Origin of the sequence: Bifidobacterium sp. ESL0775, from assembly GCF_029395475.1 — a bacterium.
Lineage (GTDB): Bacteria > Actinomycetota > Actinomycetes > Actinomycetales > Bifidobacteriaceae > Bifidobacterium.
Genome location: NZ_CP113917.1, coordinates 24225 through 43736, shown reverse-complemented (window position 1 = coordinate 43736; position 19512 = coordinate 24225). Strand labels below are relative to the sequence as shown.

The 19512-nt window shown below is 57.5% G+C and carries 11 protein-coding genes; 7 read left to right on the top strand and 4 right to left on the bottom strand.

Translation table 11 applies throughout. The features are described from left to right. Window positions 1–52: 52 nt before the first annotated feature. From OZX73_RS00140 to OZX73_RS00120, 5 genes are all read left to right on the top strand, one after another. On the top strand, window positions 53–3301 hold the full coding sequence (locus tag OZX73_RS00140; protein WP_277149499.1) for a glycoside hydrolase family 3 C-terminal domain-containing protein: 3249 nt from the start codon (window positions 53–55) through the stop codon (window positions 3299–3301). A gap of 3 nt (window positions 3302–3304) precedes the next feature. Further along, complete coding sequence (locus tag OZX73_RS00135; protein WP_277149497.1) at window positions 3305–3799, top strand: hypothetical protein; 495 nt, start codon at window positions 3305–3307, stop codon at window positions 3797–3799. Window positions 3800–4145: 346 nt separating this feature from the next. Then, a complete protein-coding gene (locus tag OZX73_RS00130) occupies window positions 4146–7076 on the top strand; it encodes a glycoside hydrolase family 3 N-terminal domain-containing protein (RefSeq protein WP_277149495.1) in 2931 nt (976 codons plus the stop codon). 289 nt (window positions 7077–7365) lie between these two features. Further along, window positions 7366–9813 (top strand): glycoside hydrolase family 3 C-terminal domain-containing protein, encoded by a 2448-nt coding sequence (locus OZX73_RS00125; protein ID WP_277149493.1) that lies wholly within the window; start codon window positions 7366–7368, stop codon window positions 9811–9813. After that, the gene (locus OZX73_RS00120) at window positions 9810–10472 is read left to right on the top strand and encodes a GtrA family protein (RefSeq protein ID WP_277149491.1); all 663 of its coding nucleotides are present in this window, start codon (window positions 9810–9812) and stop codon (window positions 10470–10472) included. Before OZX73_RS00125 ends, OZX73_RS00120 begins: the two co-directional genes overlap by 4 nt. A gap of 137 nt (window positions 10473–10609) precedes the next feature. Here the strand turns inward: OZX73_RS00120 and OZX73_RS00115 are convergent, their stop codons facing one another. After that, a complete protein-coding gene (locus OZX73_RS00115) occupies window positions 10610–11947 on the bottom strand; it encodes a sensor histidine kinase (RefSeq protein ID WP_277149489.1) in 1338 nt (445 codons plus the stop codon). Next, window positions 11944–12663, bottom strand: a complete 720-nt coding sequence (locus OZX73_RS00110) for a LytTR family DNA-binding domain-containing protein (RefSeq protein WP_277149487.1) — start codon at window positions 12661–12663, stop codon at window positions 11944–11946. Before OZX73_RS00110 ends, OZX73_RS00115 begins: the two co-directional genes overlap by 4 nt. A 547-nt stretch (window positions 12664–13210) precedes the next feature. Between OZX73_RS00110 and OZX73_RS00105 the strand changes: the two genes are divergently transcribed. Then, entirely contained in the window at window positions 13211–14659 is a 1449-nt protein-coding gene (locus tag OZX73_RS00105; protein WP_277149485.1) for an amidohydrolase, read from the top strand. A 127-nt stretch (window positions 14660–14786) separates the two neighbouring features. Here the strand turns inward: OZX73_RS00105 and OZX73_RS00100 are convergent, their stop codons facing one another. After that, window positions 14787–16442, bottom strand: coding sequence for a dicarboxylate/amino acid:cation symporter (locus OZX73_RS00100; protein WP_277149483.1), 1656 nt, complete (start codon window positions 16440–16442; stop codon window positions 14787–14789). A 681-nt stretch (window positions 16443–17123) separates the two neighbouring features. After that, window positions 17124–17474, bottom strand: coding sequence for a hypothetical protein (locus OZX73_RS00095; RefSeq protein WP_277149481.1), 351 nt, complete (start codon window positions 17472–17474; stop codon window positions 17124–17126). Between the two features lie 711 nt (window positions 17475–18185). Here OZX73_RS00095 and ugpC point away from each other — a divergent pair. Then, entirely contained in the window at window positions 18186–19313 is a 1128-nt protein-coding gene (gene ugpC / locus OZX73_RS00090) for a sn-glycerol-3-phosphate ABC transporter ATP-binding protein UgpC (protein ID WP_277149479.1), read from the top strand. Window positions 19314–19512: the final 199 nt, after the last annotated feature.

The following is a 19512-nucleotide window of genomic DNA, read 5'->3' as shown; positions in this document are numbered from 1 at the left end:
AGAAGAGTCAGATTCTTGACCCTTCATACTCTATACAAAGGAGTAGTGGGAAATGACACAACATCAGGATAAGAGGAATCGAGGTTCCGCGGCCTCTGCGCGACCGTGGCGTGCCTTGGTCACAATCGGTGCGTTCGTGCTGGCGGTGTCGGTTGTCGCCGGGACGGTTTTTGAGACTTACCGTACTTCGGTCGATGCGTTTTTTGGCACTCGTAGTGAAGAGACGGTGACTGATCGCTCTGCGGACAAGGGCAACAGTTGGAATTACAAGTCCGAGTTCAAAACCGCGAAAAGCGCATACGAAGGTTTCAAATCTTTCGCCATGCAGGAAGCCCCGGAAACCTATGCGCTGTTGAAAAACGAAAAAGGTGCATTGCCAATTGCAAAGAATGCAAAAATTACTATGTTCGGAGTACATAGTTATGCACCGATATACAGCAGCTCTGTGGCATCGGTTGCCGATGGCGGCTCGGTAGTAAGCGTCACGGATGCCTTCAAACAGCGCGGATTTGATTTGAATCCTTCCACGCTCAAGGCATATCAGACCTTCTTTTCGGATAAGCATTGGACCAAGCCGAAATTCGGAGGAGGCAGCGATAAGCCCGAATATGCTGAGGTCACCAAGTTTGACGATCCAAGCGAGTTGGGCCCCAATCAGCTCAGTAAGCTGAATCCTCAATATAATTCGCAATATTCCCAATACAATGACGCGGCAATCGTTGTGGTCGGGCGTCCTGGCGGAGAAGGCACCGATGCTTATTCTCCTGGCAAGGCCGGTCGTGCTGAAAATGTAAATACGGCGACCGGTAACATCCTAAGTCTTGATGACAATGAGATGGCGCTGGTCCATGAAGCAGAGGCGAATTTCAAAAAGGTTGTAGTGCTCGTCAATTCAACTATTCCTATGGAAATCGAAAACTTGAAGGAAGATCCTAAAGTTAGCTCTATTTTATGGATTGGTAATCCGGGATGCTATGGATTCTACGGTGTGGCTGATGTGCTCAACGGCACCGTCTCCCCTTCAGCCCATCTCGGCGACGTGATGGCTGTGAACTCCGCTTTGGCGCCGGCCATGGCCAACTACGGCAATATTCCGTGGAAGAACGCTTCGAAGTTCGCCAAGACCGCCAACGTCAATTCATATCTGATTGAGGCAGAAGGCATTTATACTGGCTATCGCTATTACGAGACCCGTTATGCGGATACTGTTTCCGGTGGGGACGCCGAGCAGAACGCCAAGACCGCCAAAGCCGGTACATATGCCAACGCTGATGGCACCCCTGCCACTACGGACGGTACTTGGAAATACGGCAATGAAGTCGCCTATCCCTTCGGCTACGGCTTGAGCTATACCAAGTTCTCCCAGAAACTTGACAGTGTGAAGATTCGTGGTGATAAGAAGACCGCGACGGTCTCGGTCACTTCCACCAACACTGGCGACGTCCCGGGCAAAGCGGTCGTGCAGCTTTATGCTTCGGTGCCATATACCAAGTACGACAAGCAGTATGGCATTGAGAAGTCCGCGATTCAGCTTATGGACTTCGAAAAGACCAAGATGCTGAAGCCTGGTGAATCCCAGTCTGTGACCATGGATGTGGATATGGCCAATCTTGCCAGTTATGACGCTCGGCATGCCAAGACCTACATCGTTGATCCGGGCAGCTATTACTTCGCCATCGGCAATGATTCGCATGACGCTCTCAACAATGTGCTTGCCGCGCAAGGCCACAGTGTGGCCGACGGTATGACCTCTGCGGGGGACGCGTCTAAGACCTACACTTGGAAGTGGAATGGTGATGTCGATGCACGCACCTTCTCCACTTCAAGCACGGGCAAGAAGATCACGAATCAGCTTTCGGCCGGCAACTCCGCTATGGATTACAATGCTTTCGCGCCGGGAACGGTGAAATACCTGAGCCGTTCGAACTGGAATGGCACCTTCCCGAAGACCTATTCCGGGCTTGCCGCGAACGCGAAACTTTCGAAGTTGCTGAACAACGATTTCATTCCGCTTCAGAAAGGCGACACCTCCTCTTACAAAGTTGGAGACAAGTCCACGCATCTGAAACTCAACGACTTGAAAGGCGCATCCTTCAACGACAAGCGATGGAATGCTTTGGTCCGGCAAATAACGATTCCGGAGTATATGAATTTCGCGGAGAAGGCGCTACATGCCATTGGCGCTATTCCTTCGATTGGGTTGGGAAACAAGATTACCGATGATGGCCCGAATGGCTCGGATTCCCACAAATTCAACGAAGGAAAATACCAAGGGGAGGCATTCCCCGATGCCAAGGACCCGAAGTACGCGAATAAAGGCACCACTGTGGTTCCTTCAGCGACGAATCTTGCGTATAGCTGGAACAAGGAGCTGGGATACCGCAACGGCCAAATCGTGTTGGGCGAGTCGGGTCTTATTTTCGACTTGCCTATCATGATCGGGCCGGCGATGAACCTTCACCGTCATGCCTATAACGCGCGTTCTGTCGAGTATTACTCCGAAGATCCGGTTCTCTCCGGATATGTGGGGAGTGCGGTGACGCAGGGCTCGCAATCCAAGGGCACCATGGTGAACGTGAAGCATTTCGCCTTTAACGATCAGGAGATTAATCGTAAAGGTGTGGCGACGTTCATGAGCGAGCAGCGCGCCCGCGAAATGGAGCTGCGGAACTTTGAACAGGCGATTGAAGCCAAGGGAGAGCCCGCTTCTTTCAAATCCAGCGATAAACGAATCGGTGAATCCGGGGCCAAGACCTCATTGCCGGAAGGCATCGTCGGTTCCGCTGTCACTCCATACAAGCAGGGTGCATTGGGTATCATGACGTCGTTCAACCGTGGCGGAGGGGTTCCTGTCAGTGCGAACTACGGGGTTTCCAACTCCATTCTTCGTCAGGAGTGGGGATTCACCGGGTATTCCGTCACTGATTTCACCTCTGTCTCGCCGTCTGCCGCGCCAAAGGAATCAATCATCGCAGGCACCATGGCGTTCTGCGGATTCGGCAAGCAAGGCGTGCCCTATTGGAATGCTGAAACATTGGGCAGCGATCCCCAGCTGGTCAAGGCCATCCAAACCGACATGCACTACGCATTGTGGGCGATCGCCAATTCCAATGCTATGAACGGCGTCAATTCCACCACTCATACCAAGGAAATCATTACCTGGTGGCGTGCGGCGTACCTCGCGGCCATCGTTGTGACCGGCTTGCTGACCTTGATTGGCATCATTGGCTATGCGGTGGTCCGTCTACGCGGGAAAAACTCGTCGGATGTCGGCGAACAACCTACAAAGGGGAAGGAGTAAGTCATGACTGAAGCAACGATTGACACAGGAAAAGTATCTGGTCCGACGTTCTCGCTCAAAGGTTCTCTGCTTGAGTGTGTTGCCGTGCTTGCCGCATTGGTGGGAGTGATTGTATATGTCATTACTTCCACTACCGGTTACTTGGCTGGCAGCGGTATGAGCATCTGGCCTTTGTCCCTGACGATTGTGGCGATGATCGCCATCGCCTGCGAAGTCATCTTCCTGCCTCAGGGCAAGGCGACAACCGCTGGCCCAGGCCGTGGCGTTCTCGCCGATGTGTTGGTTATGGTAGGTGAAGTGCTGTTGGTCGTCTCGTTCGCGATGTTCGTTCTCGCGCGCGTCTCTCTTGCGGCCGATATCTACTTCATCCCTGTCAATTACCCGCATAGCGAGGTGACGGCACTCAACATTTCCGTGGTGGGTGTGCTGTTCTATCTCGTGGCGATAATCGCTTTGATTATCCGTGCGTGCCGCAAGGACCACGGTGATCTCCGGTAGCCGTTAGAGGCTGAATCGGATGGATGCGGATCCATCCTGCGATGGCACTGGGCCTTCGTTTTGCTGACCATTGTTTGATGGTGGGCGAGACGGAGGCCCAGTCATTTGTGCCTAACATTATCAAGATGGAACTATAGGCGTTGATTGCAAAACGTGCGCGGAAAATGACAGGCTGAGCCACATCCTTAAGAATTCAAGATTGCCATTACAAAATAAAACTGTGTGAATGTAGCATCGTCGCATGGCTTTGTTCGAAGTTGAGCGAGTAGATGTGGTTGTTACGTCAAATGAGACGCGGCGGCCATTACGCATTCATGATATGTGAAACATAAAGAGAGGACTTCTCATGTTGCAGATCAACATGGCTGATGTCGTCAACGTCATCAAGTCGCTGGTGCCCTATCTGGTGGCCATCGGTGTCGTTCTGATTCTGGCGATTGTCATCAGCGTCGCCGTCAACAAGAAGACGGTTCAAAATACCGGGACCCGCAAGCTTGTGCATAGCGAGACGTGGCTGGTGGTGCTGGTGGCCATCGTCGCCGCGGTATCCATGATGCTCACCGGTCCTATGTCCACGTTGCTCAACAACGTGACGTCCAAGAAATACGTACTTTCGCAGAACACTATCAGCCGGGCCAACAAGCTCGCTGAGGATGTGCAGGCCGAAGGCATCACCATGCTGCAGAACGACGATTCCAACCTGCCGCTGAGCGGCAAGAAGGTCAACGTCTTCGGCTGGGCCTCCACCAACCCGATCTATTCGGGCTCCGGCTCAGGCGCCATGAACACGCAGTACAAGACCGTCTCCATCCTCGAAGGCATGAAGAACGCCGGGCTTCAGACCAACACCAAGCTGAGCGACATGTACGTCAAGTACGCCAAGAACCGCCCGCAGCCCAAGGTGATGTTCGCCCCCGAATGGGACCTGCCCGAGACCCCGATCAAGCAGTATCCGGCCGACGCGATGAGCCAGGCCAAGAGCTTCTCCGACCAGGCCGTCGTGGTTCTGGCCCGTCAGGGTGGCGAAGGCAACGACCTGCCCAGCAACATGAAGGCCAAGGGCGTTCCCTATCACAACAACTCCAAGGATTACGAGGACTTCAAGGACGGCCAGTCCTTCCTCGAGCTCGACCAGTCCGAGAAGGACATGCTTGATGCCGTCACCAAGAACTTCCAGAACGTCACCCTCGTCTACAACGGCGGCAACGCGTTCCAGTTCAGCTTCCTGAAGGATTATCCGCAGATCAAGTCCGTGCTGTGGTGCCCGCCTGCCGGCCAGACCGGCTTCACCGCGCTTGGCAAGGTGCTTTCCGGCGCCGTCAACCCCTCGGGCAAGACCTCTGATACGTTCCTGCGTGACCTTCACAAGTCCGTGAACATCAACAACTACGGTGATTTCCAGTACAACAACGTCGACCAGTTCATCCAGAAGGTTCCGGACTTCACCGGCAAGCTGCAGACCATCAAGCCGACGTTCGTCAACTACACCGAGGGCATCTACCTGGGCTACAAGTTCTATGAGACCGCCGCCAAGGAAGGCCTCATCAACTACAACGACGTCGTCCAGTACCCGTTCGGCTACGGCATGAGCTACACCAAGTTCAGCCAGAAGATGGGCAAGATCGACCACGCCGACGGCAAGATCTCCTTCGACGTGACCGTCAAGAACACCGGCGACAAGGCCGGCAAGGACGTCGTCGAGTCCTACTTCGACCCGCCTTACACCAACGGCGGCATCGAGAAGGCCTCCACCAACCTCGTGGCGCTTGGCAAGACCAAGCTCCTGAAGCCCGGTGAGTCCCAGGACGTCAAGATCTCCTTCAAGGACGACGACATGGCCTCCTACGATTCGAAGACCGCCAAGGCCTACGTGCTGGAGAAGGGCGATTACGACATCTCCATCAACTCCGACGCGCATACGGCGATTGATCATCAAACGGTCAACATCCCGTCCACCATCACCTACAACAAGTCCAAGACCCACGCGGGCGACAAGGCCGCGGCCACCAACCGGTTCGACAACGCGGCCGGCGACGTGACCTACCTTTCCCGCAAGGACCACTTCGCGAACTATCAGGCGGCCACCGCTGCCCCGACGAATTTCGCGATGAGCGACAAGGCGAAGTCCGAGTTCGTCAACAACGGCAACTACAAGCCCGCCGAGCACAACAAGTCCGGCGACAAGATGCCGACCACGGGCGCGAAGAACAACATCCGTCTGGCGGCTCTGCGCGGCAAGTCCTACGATGATCCCGAATGGGACAAGCTGCTCGACGAGATGAGCTTCAAGGACATGGACGAGCTGATCGCCAACGGCGGTTACGGCACGCCCGCGGTGGACTCGATCGGCAAGATCAAGACCACCGACGCCGATGGCCCCGCAGCCCTGAACAACAACTTCACCAAAGTCGGCTCCATCGGCTTCCCGGCCGAGGTCTCCTTCGCCTGTTCCTGGAACAAGGACCTCAACAAGGAATTCGGCAAGATGATCGGCGACATGGCGCACGACATGCACGTGGACGGCTGGTACGCCCCTGGCATGGACACGCACCGCAGCCCGTTCTCCGGCCGTAACTTCGAGTACTTCTCCGAGGACGGCGAGCTCGCCGGCGCCCTGTCCGCCAGCCAGATCCAGGGCGCGCAGTCCAAGGGCGTCTACGCCTTCATGAAGCAGTTCGCGTTGAACGACCAGGAAACCAACCGCACCAACATGCTGTGCACCTGGGCCAACGAGCAGTCGATCCGCGAGATCTACCTGAAGCCGTTCGAGATGGGCGTCAAGACCGGCGGCACCACCGCCGCGATGAGCTCCTTCAACTACATCGGGCCCACTTACGCGGGCGCCAACAGCGGCTTGCTCAACTCCGTGCTGCGTGACGAGTGGGGCTTCCACGGCTTCGTGGTCACCGATTACTTCGGTGTCTACGGCTATCAGAACGCCGACCAGATCATCCGCAACGGCGGCGACACCATGCTCGCCACCACCAAGGTGACCAACCACATCACCGACAAGTCTGCGACCTCCGTGATCGCGATGCGTCGGGCCTCGAAGAACATCCTCTACTCCGTGGCGAACAGCTGGGAGTATCAGAATGGCGAGCCGAAGGCCGCCACCCCGGTCTGGAAGACGGCCATGTATGTCGTCTGGGCCATCGCCGCGGTCCTCTTCGTCGGCCTTGAGATCGTAGCGGTCCGCCGTTACCTCCGCCGCCGTAACGAAGCCAAGGTCTCCGTCACCAGTGATTCGGTCGATGCGGCTGCACCTGATGAGCAGTGACCTCTAGGCGATTCCGCTAGTCCGAAATCGCTTGGATGAAGCCTCGCCGCAGCCTTGTGGTGGGGCTTCATCCCCTTTACGAATATTCGCGCGAGTGAATTGCGCGAATGACAGCCTGAGCCTTTAAACGGGTCAGGCATTGAAATTATCGATTACATAGATTTGCCAGTGGTGGATTTATGCGGGGTGGCACAAGTGGCGTGGCACCGCATGGATGTGCCGACTAACGTCCGATCCGGAATTGCTTGGCAAGACGGTAGGACGGCAGGATTTTTTAATAAGGAGGACCATGAAACTCGAAGAACTTAGCGTTACAGAGAAAGCGGCGATGCTTTCCGGTGGCTCCGAATGGGATTCGCGCGGCAACGAACGGGCCGGGATTCCCAGCTTTGTGATGAGCGATGGCCCCCACGGCGTGCGTCGTCAGCTCGGCGCCGGCGACCATCTGGGCATCGGCGCGTCCAAGCCCGCGACCTGCTTCCCTACCGCCGGCACGGTGGCGAACTCCTGGGACCCGGCGTTGGCCGAGGAGATGGGCAAAGCGCTGGGGCGCGAGGCGCATGACCTCGATGTCAACGTGCTGCTCGGCCCGGGCATGAACATCAAGCGCAACCCCTTGTGCGGCCGCAATTTCGAGTATTATTCCGAAGACCCGCAGGTCGCCGGGCGTATGGCCGCTGGGCTGGTCAAGGGCATCCAGAGCAATGGCGTGGCCTCTTGCCCCAAGCATTTCGCGGTCAACAGCCAGGAGCTGCGTCGCCAGGCCTCCAATTCCGTGGTCGACGAACGCACGCTGCGCGAACTGTATCTGACCGGTTTCGAGATCATGATCCGCGAGGCCCGTCCGTGGGCCATCATGACCTCCTACAACCAGATCAACGGCACGTATTCGCATGAGAACAAGCATCTCTTGACCGAGATCCTCCGCCAGGAGTGGGGCTTCGACGGCGCGGTCATCTCCGATTGGGGCGGCTCCAATTCCGCCGTCGCCGCGGTGAAGGCCGGTGGCACGCTCGAGATGCCCTCGCCTGGCTACACCTCCGTGCGTGAGCTGGTCGGCGCGGTAAAGGCCGGTACGCTGGCCGAAGCCGACATCAACGTCCGCGCCCGCGAGGTCGCCAAGCTTGCCGAGCGTACACGTTTCGAAGGCGTGGGCCGCGATGACCTCATGGCCGATGATGTGGCCAAGGGCCATCACAAGATCGCCCGTCGTGTCGCCGAAGGCACCAGCGTGCTGCTGAAGAACGGCAGCGCGGACGGCAAGATCGCCCCCGTGCTTCCCCTGAAGCCCGGCACGCGTGTCGCGGTTGTCGGCGACATGGCCAAAACCGCGCGTTATCAGGGTTCCGGCTCCTCCAAGGTCAATGCGACCAATGAGGAGAACCTGCTTGACGAGCTCAAGAAGATCGACGGCGTGGAAGTCGCCGGCTACCAGCAGGGCTACGAGCGTCATGGCGGCAAGAACAACGTCCTGGTCGAGGACGCCGTCGCCTTGGCCGCGGCCGACACCACCGATGTGGCCATCGCCGTCGTCGGTCTCGACGAACGCAGCGAATCCGAAGGGCTCGACCGTTCCACGATGGCCATTCCCGAAGGCCAGAACGAGCTGGTGAGGGCGTTGGTCGCCACCGGCAAGCCCGTGGTTATCGTGCTTGTGGCTGGCTCCCCCGTCGAGCTGCCCTGGTTCGACGACGTTTCCGCGCTCCTCTATATCGGTCTTTCCGGGCAGGCCGGCGCAAGTGCGACGGCCCGTGTGCTCACCGGCGAGGTCAATCCCTCCGGCCATCTCGCCGAGACCTGGCCGATCAAGTACGAGGACGTCCCCAGCTCCGGCTGGTATCCGGCCATCGGCCGCGACGCCATCTACCGCGAAGGCCCGTTCGTCGGCTACCGTTATTACGAGACCGCCGGCGTGCCCGTGCGCTTCCCGTTCGGCTACGGCCTGAGCTACAGCTCGTTTACGTACTCGGATTTGAGCAGTGACGAAAATGGTATTACATTTACGTTGACCAACGATTCCGATATCCCGGGCGCCACCGTCGCCCAGATGTACGTTCGCGGGCCGCAGGGCGGCGCGATGCGCCCGGATCGCGAGCTCAAGGGATTCCAGAAGGTCTTCCTCGACGCGCATGAAAGCAAGACGGTCACCATCCCGTTCGACCGCTATACATTCCGTCATTATGACGTGGTGCCCGGCACTTGGAAGACCGAGACCGGCGAGCGTGAGATCCTGGTCGGCGACAGCGTCGAGAACCTCGCGCTTTCGACCACCCAGATGGTGCAGGGCGATATCGATCTGTGCCCGCCGAACCCGGTGCTCGGCCATTATCTCAAGGGCCAGGTCAAGGACGTCACCGACAACGAGATGACGGCGCTCTTCGGCCATGGTGTGGTCGCGCCTGGCAAAACCGTTGTCTTTGGCGAGAACGATCCGATTTCCTCGTGGGCGGATTCGCGCGGTTTCGTCGCGCGCACCGTCGCCAAAGTACTTGCCAAGCAGGAGGCGAAGGTCCGCCAAAAGACCGGTCAGCCCGACCTCAACATCCTCTTCATCCTGAACATGCCGCCTCGCGCGATGTGCAAGATGACGCAAGGCATGATCGACTCGGCGATGGTCCAGGCCGTCGTCAAGATCGCGAACGGCCACACCTTCCGGGGCGCCGGTTCGTTCATCGCCGGTTATTTCCGCAATATTTCCGCCAACAAGCGCGTAGCGAAGGAGCTTGAAAACAAATGAGTAAACAGTCCGCACAAACGTCAATCGACGAGCCGACCCCTGATGTGAGCAGCCAACCTGGAACCGTTCAAGACGGCGCCGGAGACGTTGCTGAAAACAGCAAGCCCGACGCAACCGTCGAAGGCAAAGGCTTCATCGCCGCCTGCAAGCGCCTGATTAACAAGTACCCGAACCTCTGGGAGTTCATCAAGTTCAACGTGCTTTCGAACATCTCGACGATCACACGTTTCGTGGCCGTGTGGATCCTGACCGCGCTGTTCGTGCACGCCATGCACCTGACCCAGCCGTTCAGCTTCCTCATCTTCAACTACTCGAAGCCCAGCACCAACGGCCTCGGCGGCTTCCTCACCTTCCTGATCGCCGAAATCTGCGCGCAGGCCGTCAACTTCGTGGTGCAGATGAAGTGGGTCTTCAAGTCCGACGCGAGCTTCAAGTCCGCGGCTTGGAAGTACGCGATCCTGGCCATCATCATCGTGGTCTGCGGCCTGCTGCTGCCTGGCTACATCACCACGCTGTGCAAGGGCTTCGGCTGGAATGACGCCATTTCCTCCACCCTCGCCTCGGTGGTCAACACGCTCTTGGCCGTCATCATCAGCTACCCGCTGCTGAAGTGGTGGATCGCCCCCGCCAAGAAGGGCGACAAGGCCGAAAAGAAGTAAGACGGTAGTATGTCGGCGCCGCCGTCACGTACGGTGCCGACGATGTCGATGAAAACGCACAAGTCGGTTGATAGGAATATACGATTGGCGAAATTCCGCCATTGTGGATAACCTATCGGCCGACTTGTGCGTTTGTTTTATCGCGGCAAAAGCACCGTCAGCGTGAACCAGTGGTCGCGGGCCTTGATGGTGACGTCGCCATGGTAGAGGCCGGCGATGTGTTTGATCGATTTCACGCCGTAGCCATGGGCGCGCTGGTCGGATTTAGTGGTGCGCAGATCGCCTTGGTCATCGGTGCGCAAGGTGGATTCGTAATAATTCTCGACGCGGATGACCGTGAATTGCCCGTGCTCGTAAAGCGCGAGTTTGATCAGGCGCCGTTCCGGCTCCGCGACTTGGGAGGCGGCCTCGATGGCGTTGTCGAGCGCGTTGCCGAACAGCGTGGCGATATCCATCGAGCTCATATCGGCCAAAAGCTTGCCGTCGGCCACGGTGGTCAACGTGATGCCCTGTTGCGCGCAGGCCTTCACTTTCGAGGTGAGGATGACGTCGAGCACCGAATTGCCGGTGTGCTCCTGTGCGCTGTATTCCTGCACCGACGCCTCAAGCTGCTCGAAACCCGCCGCCGCGTGCTCAGGGTCGACTTCCGCCCGCAGCGCGGTGATCTGGTGCTTGAGGTCGTGGGAAATGCGACCGAGCGATTCGATGTTTTCCTTGGATTGCAGGTACTCCTGGTGCTCGCTCTGCAGCTTCGCGTTGATGGAGGCGAGTTCGACATTGGCCCGCGCCACCCTCGCTTGCTCCTGTTGCGCGCCGAGAATGGCGTATCCGCACAAATCGACGAGCGTGCGGATGTAGAAGATCTCCTGCCCGACGGATCCGGAGAAGGGCGTGTTTGTCGAGACGAAACTCAGGTTGCTCACCGCGAAGGTAACGATGGTGATGATGATGGAGCCCGCCACCGCAGTGCGGCTCGGGTTCATCGGCTTGTCCCGTTCGAAATTGTGTCGTTCGATGGCCCAGGCCAGGCCAAAACCGACCAAATAGATGATTGTGGCCAATATCGCGGTGGGTAGGTCGAGTCCCCAAACGGGCGCACGGGGACGGCGGTGGTTGTTGAACCCGATGAACGTCGCGATCTGCCAGTGCAGCGAGGCCACGAGTTCGGCGAGCACGAAGGCGCGGGCGGTGACGTAAAGCCCTTCGCGCGGTGTCGTTTGCGCGCCGAGGAAGATGACCAGATACATGCCCGCGACCGCCAGAAGCATGCCTAAAATCCAGAAGTCAAGGCTCATCGCCCCGTCGAAATATTGGATGCCGATAATCGCCGGCAGTCCGATCGCCGCCACGAGCGCGCTCCGCCATTTCGGCGCCCGCCGATAAATCACCAGTAGATACACGACGCAGGCCAGCCATTCGCAGATGCCGGTGTAAAGCCGCGGAATGTTGGGCAGCGCGTTGGTGATCGTGTTCATTGCAGGCCGCCGTTGATGTAGCCGGCCAGCGCGGCGACGAAGGCCTTCTTACGCGGGCGGCTGATGCGCAGGCGCTCGCCGTTGCTCATGATGCAATCTTGGTCCTCGATGCCGGTGACGTGCCGCAGGTTGACCAGATAGCAGGAATTGGAGCGGAAGAAGTCATGCCCGGCCAGTTGCGCTTCGAGTTCTTTGAGCGTCGAGGTGACGGAGAGTTTGCCGTCAAGCGTATGGATGATGATTGTATGACGAATTGATTCGATGTAGACGATGGATTTGAGCTCGATGCGCGTGCGTTGCGACCCGGCCTCGAAGAGCATCGAATCGTCGGCCTGCCGCCGCACCGTCTCGATGGAGCGTTTGATTTCCTGGCTGAACGCGAAGTACGGCACGGGTTTCAAGAGGTAGGAGAGCGCCCGCACCTCGTAACCGTTGATGGCGTATTGCGAGGCGTTGGTGATGAACACGATGACGACGCTGCTGTCGATTTTGCGAATGCGTCGCGCGGCCTCCATGCCGTCCATTTCTTTCATTTCGATGTCGAGCAGCAGGATGTCATAGATCGGCCGGTAGCCTTCCACGATTTTCGCGCCGTCGTCGAAAACCGAAACGGTGAAGTTCTCGTCGTTTTCGGCTTGGTAGCGGTTGAGGTAGTCGAGCACTTTCTGGCATGCGGCGGGCTCGTCTTCCACTACTCCGATTCGTATGTTGCGCATCGTCGCCGCCTTTCGCTTGAGGTGCTAAACCCCACAATATCTCGTATAGCATGGATTTGTGCGTTGCCGGCTGTATCCCGCTATGTTGTCGTTCCTGGTTCCCGTTTTGCTGTCGAAACCGATATTAAACGGATAAATAATCTATAGATGTATTATTATCGCATTGAAATAGGCCAGCGCTTTTAAAGTGGGCGGAAAGCTAAAATCTTGCGAATCGTCCTGATGTCGCGTTGCGCCGGATGGATTATGAACGTTTATCGAAACGGCCACGAAAACGATGACTATCACATGGTGTTTTGTATTATGTTATGATCTCGTCGAAGTCGTGAAAAGCCCACGGAATCAAGGGAATATCCTGGGGTTCGGCGAGCCCGATATGCGGGCATGTGAATATGTTGGTAATCAACCGGGTTTATGGTATGAACATCGGTCGTGGCATGCGCGGGTGCGCAATGGCAATGAATCGCCAAAACGCTGCCTGCGTGCGCGCGACGGATGCCATCTCATGGAAGCGCACAGGGCCGCGAGCCCCGAAAGGAAGTGTTTCATGGCAGTTGACAGCAACAAACAGCGGATCATGGACATCGTCGACGACAAGAAAGACGAGTTCATCGAGGCCGCGGACCGCATTTGGGAGACGCCGGAGACGCGTTTCACCGTGCCGAAGTCCGTCGAGCAGCATTACAAAGTGCTCGAAAAAGAGGGCTTTGACATCCAGAAGGGCGTGGCCGGCATGGATTACGCCTACATTGCCACGTACGGTTCGGGCAAGCCGGTCATCGGCATCACCGCCGAATACGACGCGCTCGACAACCTGAGCCAGGAGGCCGGCAATCCCGACCGCAAGCCGGTGGTTCCGGGCGATCCTGGGCAGGGTTGCGGCCACAACGTGCTCGGCACGGGCGCTTTGGGCGCGGCGGTCGCGCTCAAGACCCTGATGGAGGAAAAGAACCTCAAGGGTACGCTGAAACTTTTCGGTTGCCCGGCCGAGGAAAGCGGCTACGGCAAGGCGTTCATGGCCCGCGATGGCGTTTTCGACGACGTCGATGCGGCCTTCACCTGGCATCCTTCCGATATGACGACGGTCGCCGGTGGATCGGGACTTGCCGTGATGCAGGCTAACTTCAGCTTCAAGGGCGTCGCGGCCCATGCTGCCGCGGCTCCGGAGCAGGGGCGCGATGCGCTTGACGCCGCCACGCTGATGACGGTGGGTGTGCAGTTCCTGCGCGAACACATCATCGATGAGGCCCGCATCCACTATGCCTACCTCGACGCCGGCGGCAAGTCCGCGAACGTTGTGCATCCCACGGCGACCCTTTACTTCTTCGTGCGCGCCCCCTATCTTGAGCAGGCCAAGCCGATTTACGACCGTGTGGTCAAGATCGCCAAGGGCGCCGCGATGATGACGGACACCGAACTGTCGATTGACTTCGATTCGGCCTGCGCCAACTACGTGCCGAACCATCCGCTGAGCGAAGACATGGACAGGAACCTCGATCTGGTCGGGCCGCTTCAGCTTACGCAGGACGAGCTCGAGTTCGAGCGCAAGATTCAGACGAATAACCCCGAGGGCTTCGAGGGCCCGCTCGCCGAGCGTGTGAAGGCCGCGAACCCGGCGCTGAGCGACGAAGAAGCGAATGAGATCGCCCATTCCAGCATGGCGCTGCCGAAGTTCCCGCTGATCTACACCACCAACACCAAGGGCCAGGCGTCCACCGACGTCGGCGACGTGAGCTGGTGTACCCCGACCGCGCAGTATTATGGCGGTTTCGAGCCGCTCGGTACGCCCGCGCATTCGTGGCAGTGGGTGGCCAACGGCCAGTCCAGCGTGGCTCACAAGGGTCTCGTGCAGGCCGCCAAGACCATCGCCCTGACCGCCTACGACGCCCTGACCGACCCCGAGCTCTTGCAGGCCGCGAAGGATGCCTACGCTCAGGAGTTCAAGGGCAAGCCCTACAAGTCGGTGATTCCGCCCGAAACCCAGCCCCACGGATGAGGTATTTTGCCTGGTTGCGGTTGTTTGAACTGGAGCCATAAGCATGATGAATATGAAAGCCGTATCATGACGTTGAAATTGGCGTCATTGATACGGCTTTTACGATGAGGAGGAGTTGGTCCGCGGATTATTCGGTTTTGCGCTCGTTCCCATCATCGGACGAACGAAGGCCGCACATGTCATCGCCTTGGCCGTCGAGCGCGGATGACGGGGAGAAGCTCAGCAAGTTGCCTGCAGTCGAGAGATTCAGCGATGGGCTTGGCGAGGCCGAGGTGTTCGCTGAAGCCGCGGTTCCGGCGCCTGCTACATTGGAATTTCCCTGTGAACCGCTGCGCTTCGTGTTGGTAGTATCACCCGCGTCGGTTTCGTTGCTGGCTTCAACATTCGCTTTGACCGTAGTGGCGCTGACTAATTCCTTGGATGAATCCCGCTCGGCGTCTACAGCGTCCGTGTCCAGATCCGAATCGACGAACTCCTTGCGGCCGTCGTAGAGGTCGCGGTCGAGCTGGTGCTCGGTGGCGGCGACGATGACGGCGGTGTTTGCGGCGCCGGCCACGTTCAGGGCGGTGCGGCCCATGTCGACGATCTGCGAGATCGGCTGGGCGATGGCGATGAAGGCGATTGGCAGGCCGGTGGCCGCGAACAGCGAGGTCGCGGTGATGGTGGCCGTGCCGGGCACGCCGACGGTGCCGATGGAGACCAGCAGGGTCAGGGCCACGAGTAGCAGATACTGCAACGGCGTGTAATGCATATTCAACGAATTGACCGCGAACACCGCGAGCAGCGTGGGCCAGACGCCGGCGCATCCCGGCATGCCGAGGTTCGCGCCCAGCGAGGCGACAAACGAGGCGATGTCATCGGGTACGCCGCCCTTGCGCAATTGGCGCACGGTCACCGGAATCGTGCCGATACTGGATTCGGAGGTGAACGCGACTACGCCGGCGGGCCAGAAGAACTTGAAGAAGCGCAGTGGGTTGGTGCGTGTGGTCATGCCGAGGATGGCTGGCTGAACGACGAACATCTGTAGCGCGATGGCGATGTAGGCCACGACGAGCACGAGCAGCAATGGCACCAGAGCGATGAGGTTGCTGTTGGAGATGGCGGCGGCGATCAGCGCGAGCACGGCGTAAGGCGTGAAGCCGACGACGATTTGCGTGGCCTTGGAAAGCACGACGTTACCGGCGTCCACGAAGGTCTTGAACGGCTTGACTGCGGCTTCGCCCTTGGGTGTCGAGGCGGCGGCGTTGTAGGCTAGGCCGACGAGGATGGCGAAGATGACGACCGGAACCACCTGGTTGGCGGCCCAGTTGGCGACGAGGTTCGAGGGGAAGAGCCCGACGATGGTGCCGAGCACCGGCGGGACATGCTTGGCCTCGTAGTGTTGCGGCATGGCGACGTCGAAGCCCTTGCCCACGCCGAACGCCAGCGCCAGCCCGAGCGTGATCAGCGAGGCGGTCAGCGTGTTCAGGAGCAGGAACACCACGGTTTTGACCCCGATGTTCTTGAGCCGCAGGGACGAGCCGAGGTTGGTGATGCTGGCGATGACGCTGAAAAGCAGCAGCGGAACGACGATGGCCCCGATGGCGTTCGACCAGACGGTGCCGAACGCGGCGACGTAGTCGGTGTGGCCCTTGAAAATCAGCCCCATCGCGATGCCGAGCACCGTGGCGATGATGACGCGGGTGCTGAACCCGGCCTTTTTGGTGCGGCTCAGCACGGCGAGGCCGGCGAAGAGCAGAACGGTGACGCCGAGCGCCAGCCAGTTCCAGATGGTTGCGGTCATGATCTTCCTCTCAATCAATTTGCATGAAATTATGGATATGTGGAATGAATTTTTGGCGATAAGAAGCGTTGCGCTTGATGGATCTCAAGTATTTTGTATTCGAATATCCGTTATGAAACAGGGGATACGCAGACTCTGGTGGGTTTCCAGAACGTCTGGCGGTTTCACCGTGGGAATTTCAACGTCGGGATATATTCACGGTTCCTTGAATATCGTTATCGATGATTCATGCGGCTGAATATCGATTGCGAAACGATGGTTTCAACCACAAAGCGACACTAAGACATTCGGAAAACGCGAAAAGAATACAGAAATGCTGACGATCGACGATCGAAGGTTTTCAGCGACAACAAAAAGTCGTCATACAAGACATCATCGTGCGTGGACGAGAGATACAGCTCATGCCGGTAAGGTTGAACCCGGCCTGAACGCTGCTGTCCGCAGAGAAGATTTGTGATGTCATGGTTGCGAGAATAACGGATGTCGCCTACAGACGCAACAGCCGTCTCGCTTTATCGTGATTTTTGCGCTAAAAGAGGAATATCGCGGTGATTTTTCGATGTTTTGCACGCCGATGTGCGGCTGGGCGCGTGGACATCGCCACTTCGCCCAGCATGTTTCCGCTCAACTTGTTGATTCACACGACTTTCACCGCAAGTTTTTTACCGCAAAGGGCCAGGTTCAGACGTTGCTTTCGTTCCTGGTGGTCCGTTGGGTCTTCTCGCCGTCGCGGCGCACGATTTCCTTGGCGATCGATTCGATGTCGCACAGGCGCAGGGCGTTGTCGCCGCGCACTCCCGAGGCCTCCTCGTCGGAGATGATGCTCGTCTTCACCAGGGCGTCGACGGGGTTGATGCCGTAGCTGCGGGCGATGGCGATGATCTCGTCGGTCGCCAGCTCGTTCGACTTGAAACGCTTGTAGAGCGTTGCGTAGGGAATCCCCGCCTGCTGGGAGATTTTGTTGATGGAGTCGTCGTGGGTGATGTCGCGTAGCCAGTCAATATGGTTGTTTGAGTGTGAAATATTATTCATATTGCTATTTTCCGATAGTTTTATTAGTTTTTGCAACATGAAAATCATATTGAATCGTTTGACGCTTATTATTTTATTTTATTGGCTCCAAGTTAGGAATCAAAACCAAGAAAGATAGCTGATTGCAGAAAGAAACATCTCCGAACGTTGGAAAATGAAGCATTGCTGTCAAATCGTGGTCGTGATTGATAAGGATGAACGATGAAGGAATTTCCTGGATTATGTTATCTTCAGTGAAGATAAAACGTTTTTTAAAAAAAATAAAAATAATTATATAAAACGCATAGCAGTGTGCGGATTCCGTTATGAGCGTAATTCGTCAATCGCCGGTGAAGCGCTCGTCTTATTAGTTCCAGCTTAAATTTTGTCTACTTTTAGATTCAAATAAATGCCATTTGACTAGATTTTTTAGTTACAACAGATTCTTAATTCTCACATTGTAGCAGATAGGTCTGTCCGGAATGATGGAAAATAGCGAAGGTGATATCGGCTCGCCATGCCTCCGATGGCCTCCGAAACTCGCGGTGGGTTCCCCAATCCAAACCGTGTATAGTGGGGCTTGAGCTTCAAGGGGATGAACCCTGCAGAGCCCCACTCATAATGGAATGAAAAGTGCGGAAATTCGCTTGCCGAAGTTGGCTCGCGGGTGGATGCAAAACCCTTCACTACGGATCGTTCGGCACGTACCTGCCGATGAAAGGAATATTAATTATGGCAAAAGTCGTATTTGACCATGTCACTCGTATCTACCCGGGCAACACGGAGCCCTCGGTATCCGATCTCACACTTGACATCAAAGATGGTGAATTCCTCGTGCTCGTCGGCCCCTCCGGCTGCGGCAAGTCAACGACCCTGCGTATGCTCGCGGGCCTCGAGGAAGTCAACAAAGGCAAGATTTACATTGGCGATAAGGACGTCACCACGATGCAGCCGAAAGACCGCGACATCGCCATGGTCTTCCAGAACTACGCCCTGTACCCGCACATGACCGTCGCCGACAACATGGGCTTCGCCCTGAAGATCGCCGGCGTTCCGAAGGCTGAGATTCGCCAGCGCGTCGAGGAGGCCGCCAAGGTCCTCGACCTGACCGAGTTCCTCGACCGCAAGCCGAAGGCCCTTTCCGGTGGTCAGCGTCAGCGTGTCGCCATGGGCCGCGCAATCGTTCGTAAGCCTAAGGTCTTCCTGATGGATGAGCCGCTTTCGAACTTGGACGCGAAGCTCCGTGTGCAGACCCGTACGCAGATCGCCGCCCTGCAGCGCCAGCTCGGCGTCACGACCCTCTACGTCACCCACGATCAGACTGAGGCCCTGACGATGGGCGACCGCATCGCCGTTATCAAGCTGGGCATCCTCCAGCAGGTCGGCGCCCCAACCGAGCTCTATGACAAGCCGCAGAACGTCTTCGTCGCCGGCTTCATCGGCTCGCCTTCCATGAACATCAACACCCACCCGGTGGAGAACGGCAAGGCGAAGATTGGCAGCGACACCATCGATCTCGATCCCGCCGCCGTCGCCAAGCTCACCCCGGACGACAAGGGCCGCATCGTCGTCGGCTTCCGTCCCGAGGACGCTTCGCTCGCCGCTCCCGACGAGGCCAACGCCTTCTCGCTCAAGGTCCAGAATGTTGAGGACTTGGGCTCCGACGGATATATCTACGGCGACATCATCACCGACGGCTCCGCAGCCGAGTCCGCCGCCACGATGTCCGACCAGAACAAGCTGACCACGATTCGCGTCAACCCGCGTCAGCTGCCGAAGGTCGGCGACACCGTCAAGATCAAGATTGATCCGTCCAAGATGCACCTGTTCTCCCCGGCCACCGAGCTGCGCCTGAACTGAGTCGCGTCTTCGCGTCGATAACTGAATATGTGAACTGGAATTCTGGATTCCGGTCCGAAGCGTGCAGCGAAGTGTCTTCCTCTCTTTTACTTCGCTCCGTTTGATAGGGACCCGTACATTTGTGTGCGGGTCCTTTTCTTGTTTTTCTTATGAATGATATGTGTTCGTTGCCATTTCCGCGCGATGGCCGGGTTCGAGA

What these genes read in the sequence shown, in the direction of transcription:
- OZX73_RS00140 (WP_277149499.1), top strand. Translation starts at nt 53, where the DNA reads ATGACACAACATCAGGATAAGAGGAATCGAGGTTCCGCGGCCTCTGCG.
- OZX73_RS00125 (WP_277149493.1), top strand. Translation starts at nt 7,366, where the DNA reads ATGAAACTCGAAGAACTTAGCGTTACAGAGAAAGCGGCGATGCTTTCC.
- OZX73_RS00115 (WP_277149489.1), bottom strand. Translation starts at nt 11,947, where the DNA reads ATGAACACGATCACCAACGCGCTGCCCAACATTCCGCGGCTTTACACC.
- OZX73_RS00110 (WP_277149487.1), bottom strand. Translation starts at nt 12,663, where the DNA reads ATGCGCAACATACGAATCGGAGTAGTGGAAGACGAGCCCGCCGCATGC.
- OZX73_RS00105 (WP_277149485.1), top strand. Translation starts at nt 13,211, where the DNA reads ATGGCAGTTGACAGCAACAAACAGCGGATCATGGACATCGTCGACGAC.
- ugpC (WP_277149479.1), top strand. Translation starts at nt 18,186, where the DNA reads ATGGCAAAAGTCGTATTTGACCATGTCACTCGTATCTACCCGGGCAAC.
- OZX73_RS00100 (WP_277149483.1), bottom strand. Translation starts at nt 16,442, where the DNA reads ATGACCGCAACCATCTGGAACTGGCTGGCGCTCGGCGTCACCGTTCTG.
- OZX73_RS00135 (WP_277149497.1), top strand. Translation starts at nt 3,305, where the DNA reads ATGACTGAAGCAACGATTGACACAGGAAAAGTATCTGGTCCGACGTTC.
- OZX73_RS00095 (WP_277149481.1), bottom strand. Translation starts at nt 17,474, where the DNA reads ATGAATAATATTTCACACTCAAACAACCATATTGACTGGCTACGCGAC.
- OZX73_RS00120 (WP_277149491.1), top strand. Translation starts at nt 9,810, where the DNA reads ATGAGTAAACAGTCCGCACAAACGTCAATCGACGAGCCGACCCCTGAT.
- OZX73_RS00130 (WP_277149495.1), top strand. Translation starts at nt 4,146, where the DNA reads ATGTTGCAGATCAACATGGCTGATGTCGTCAACGTCATCAAGTCGCTG.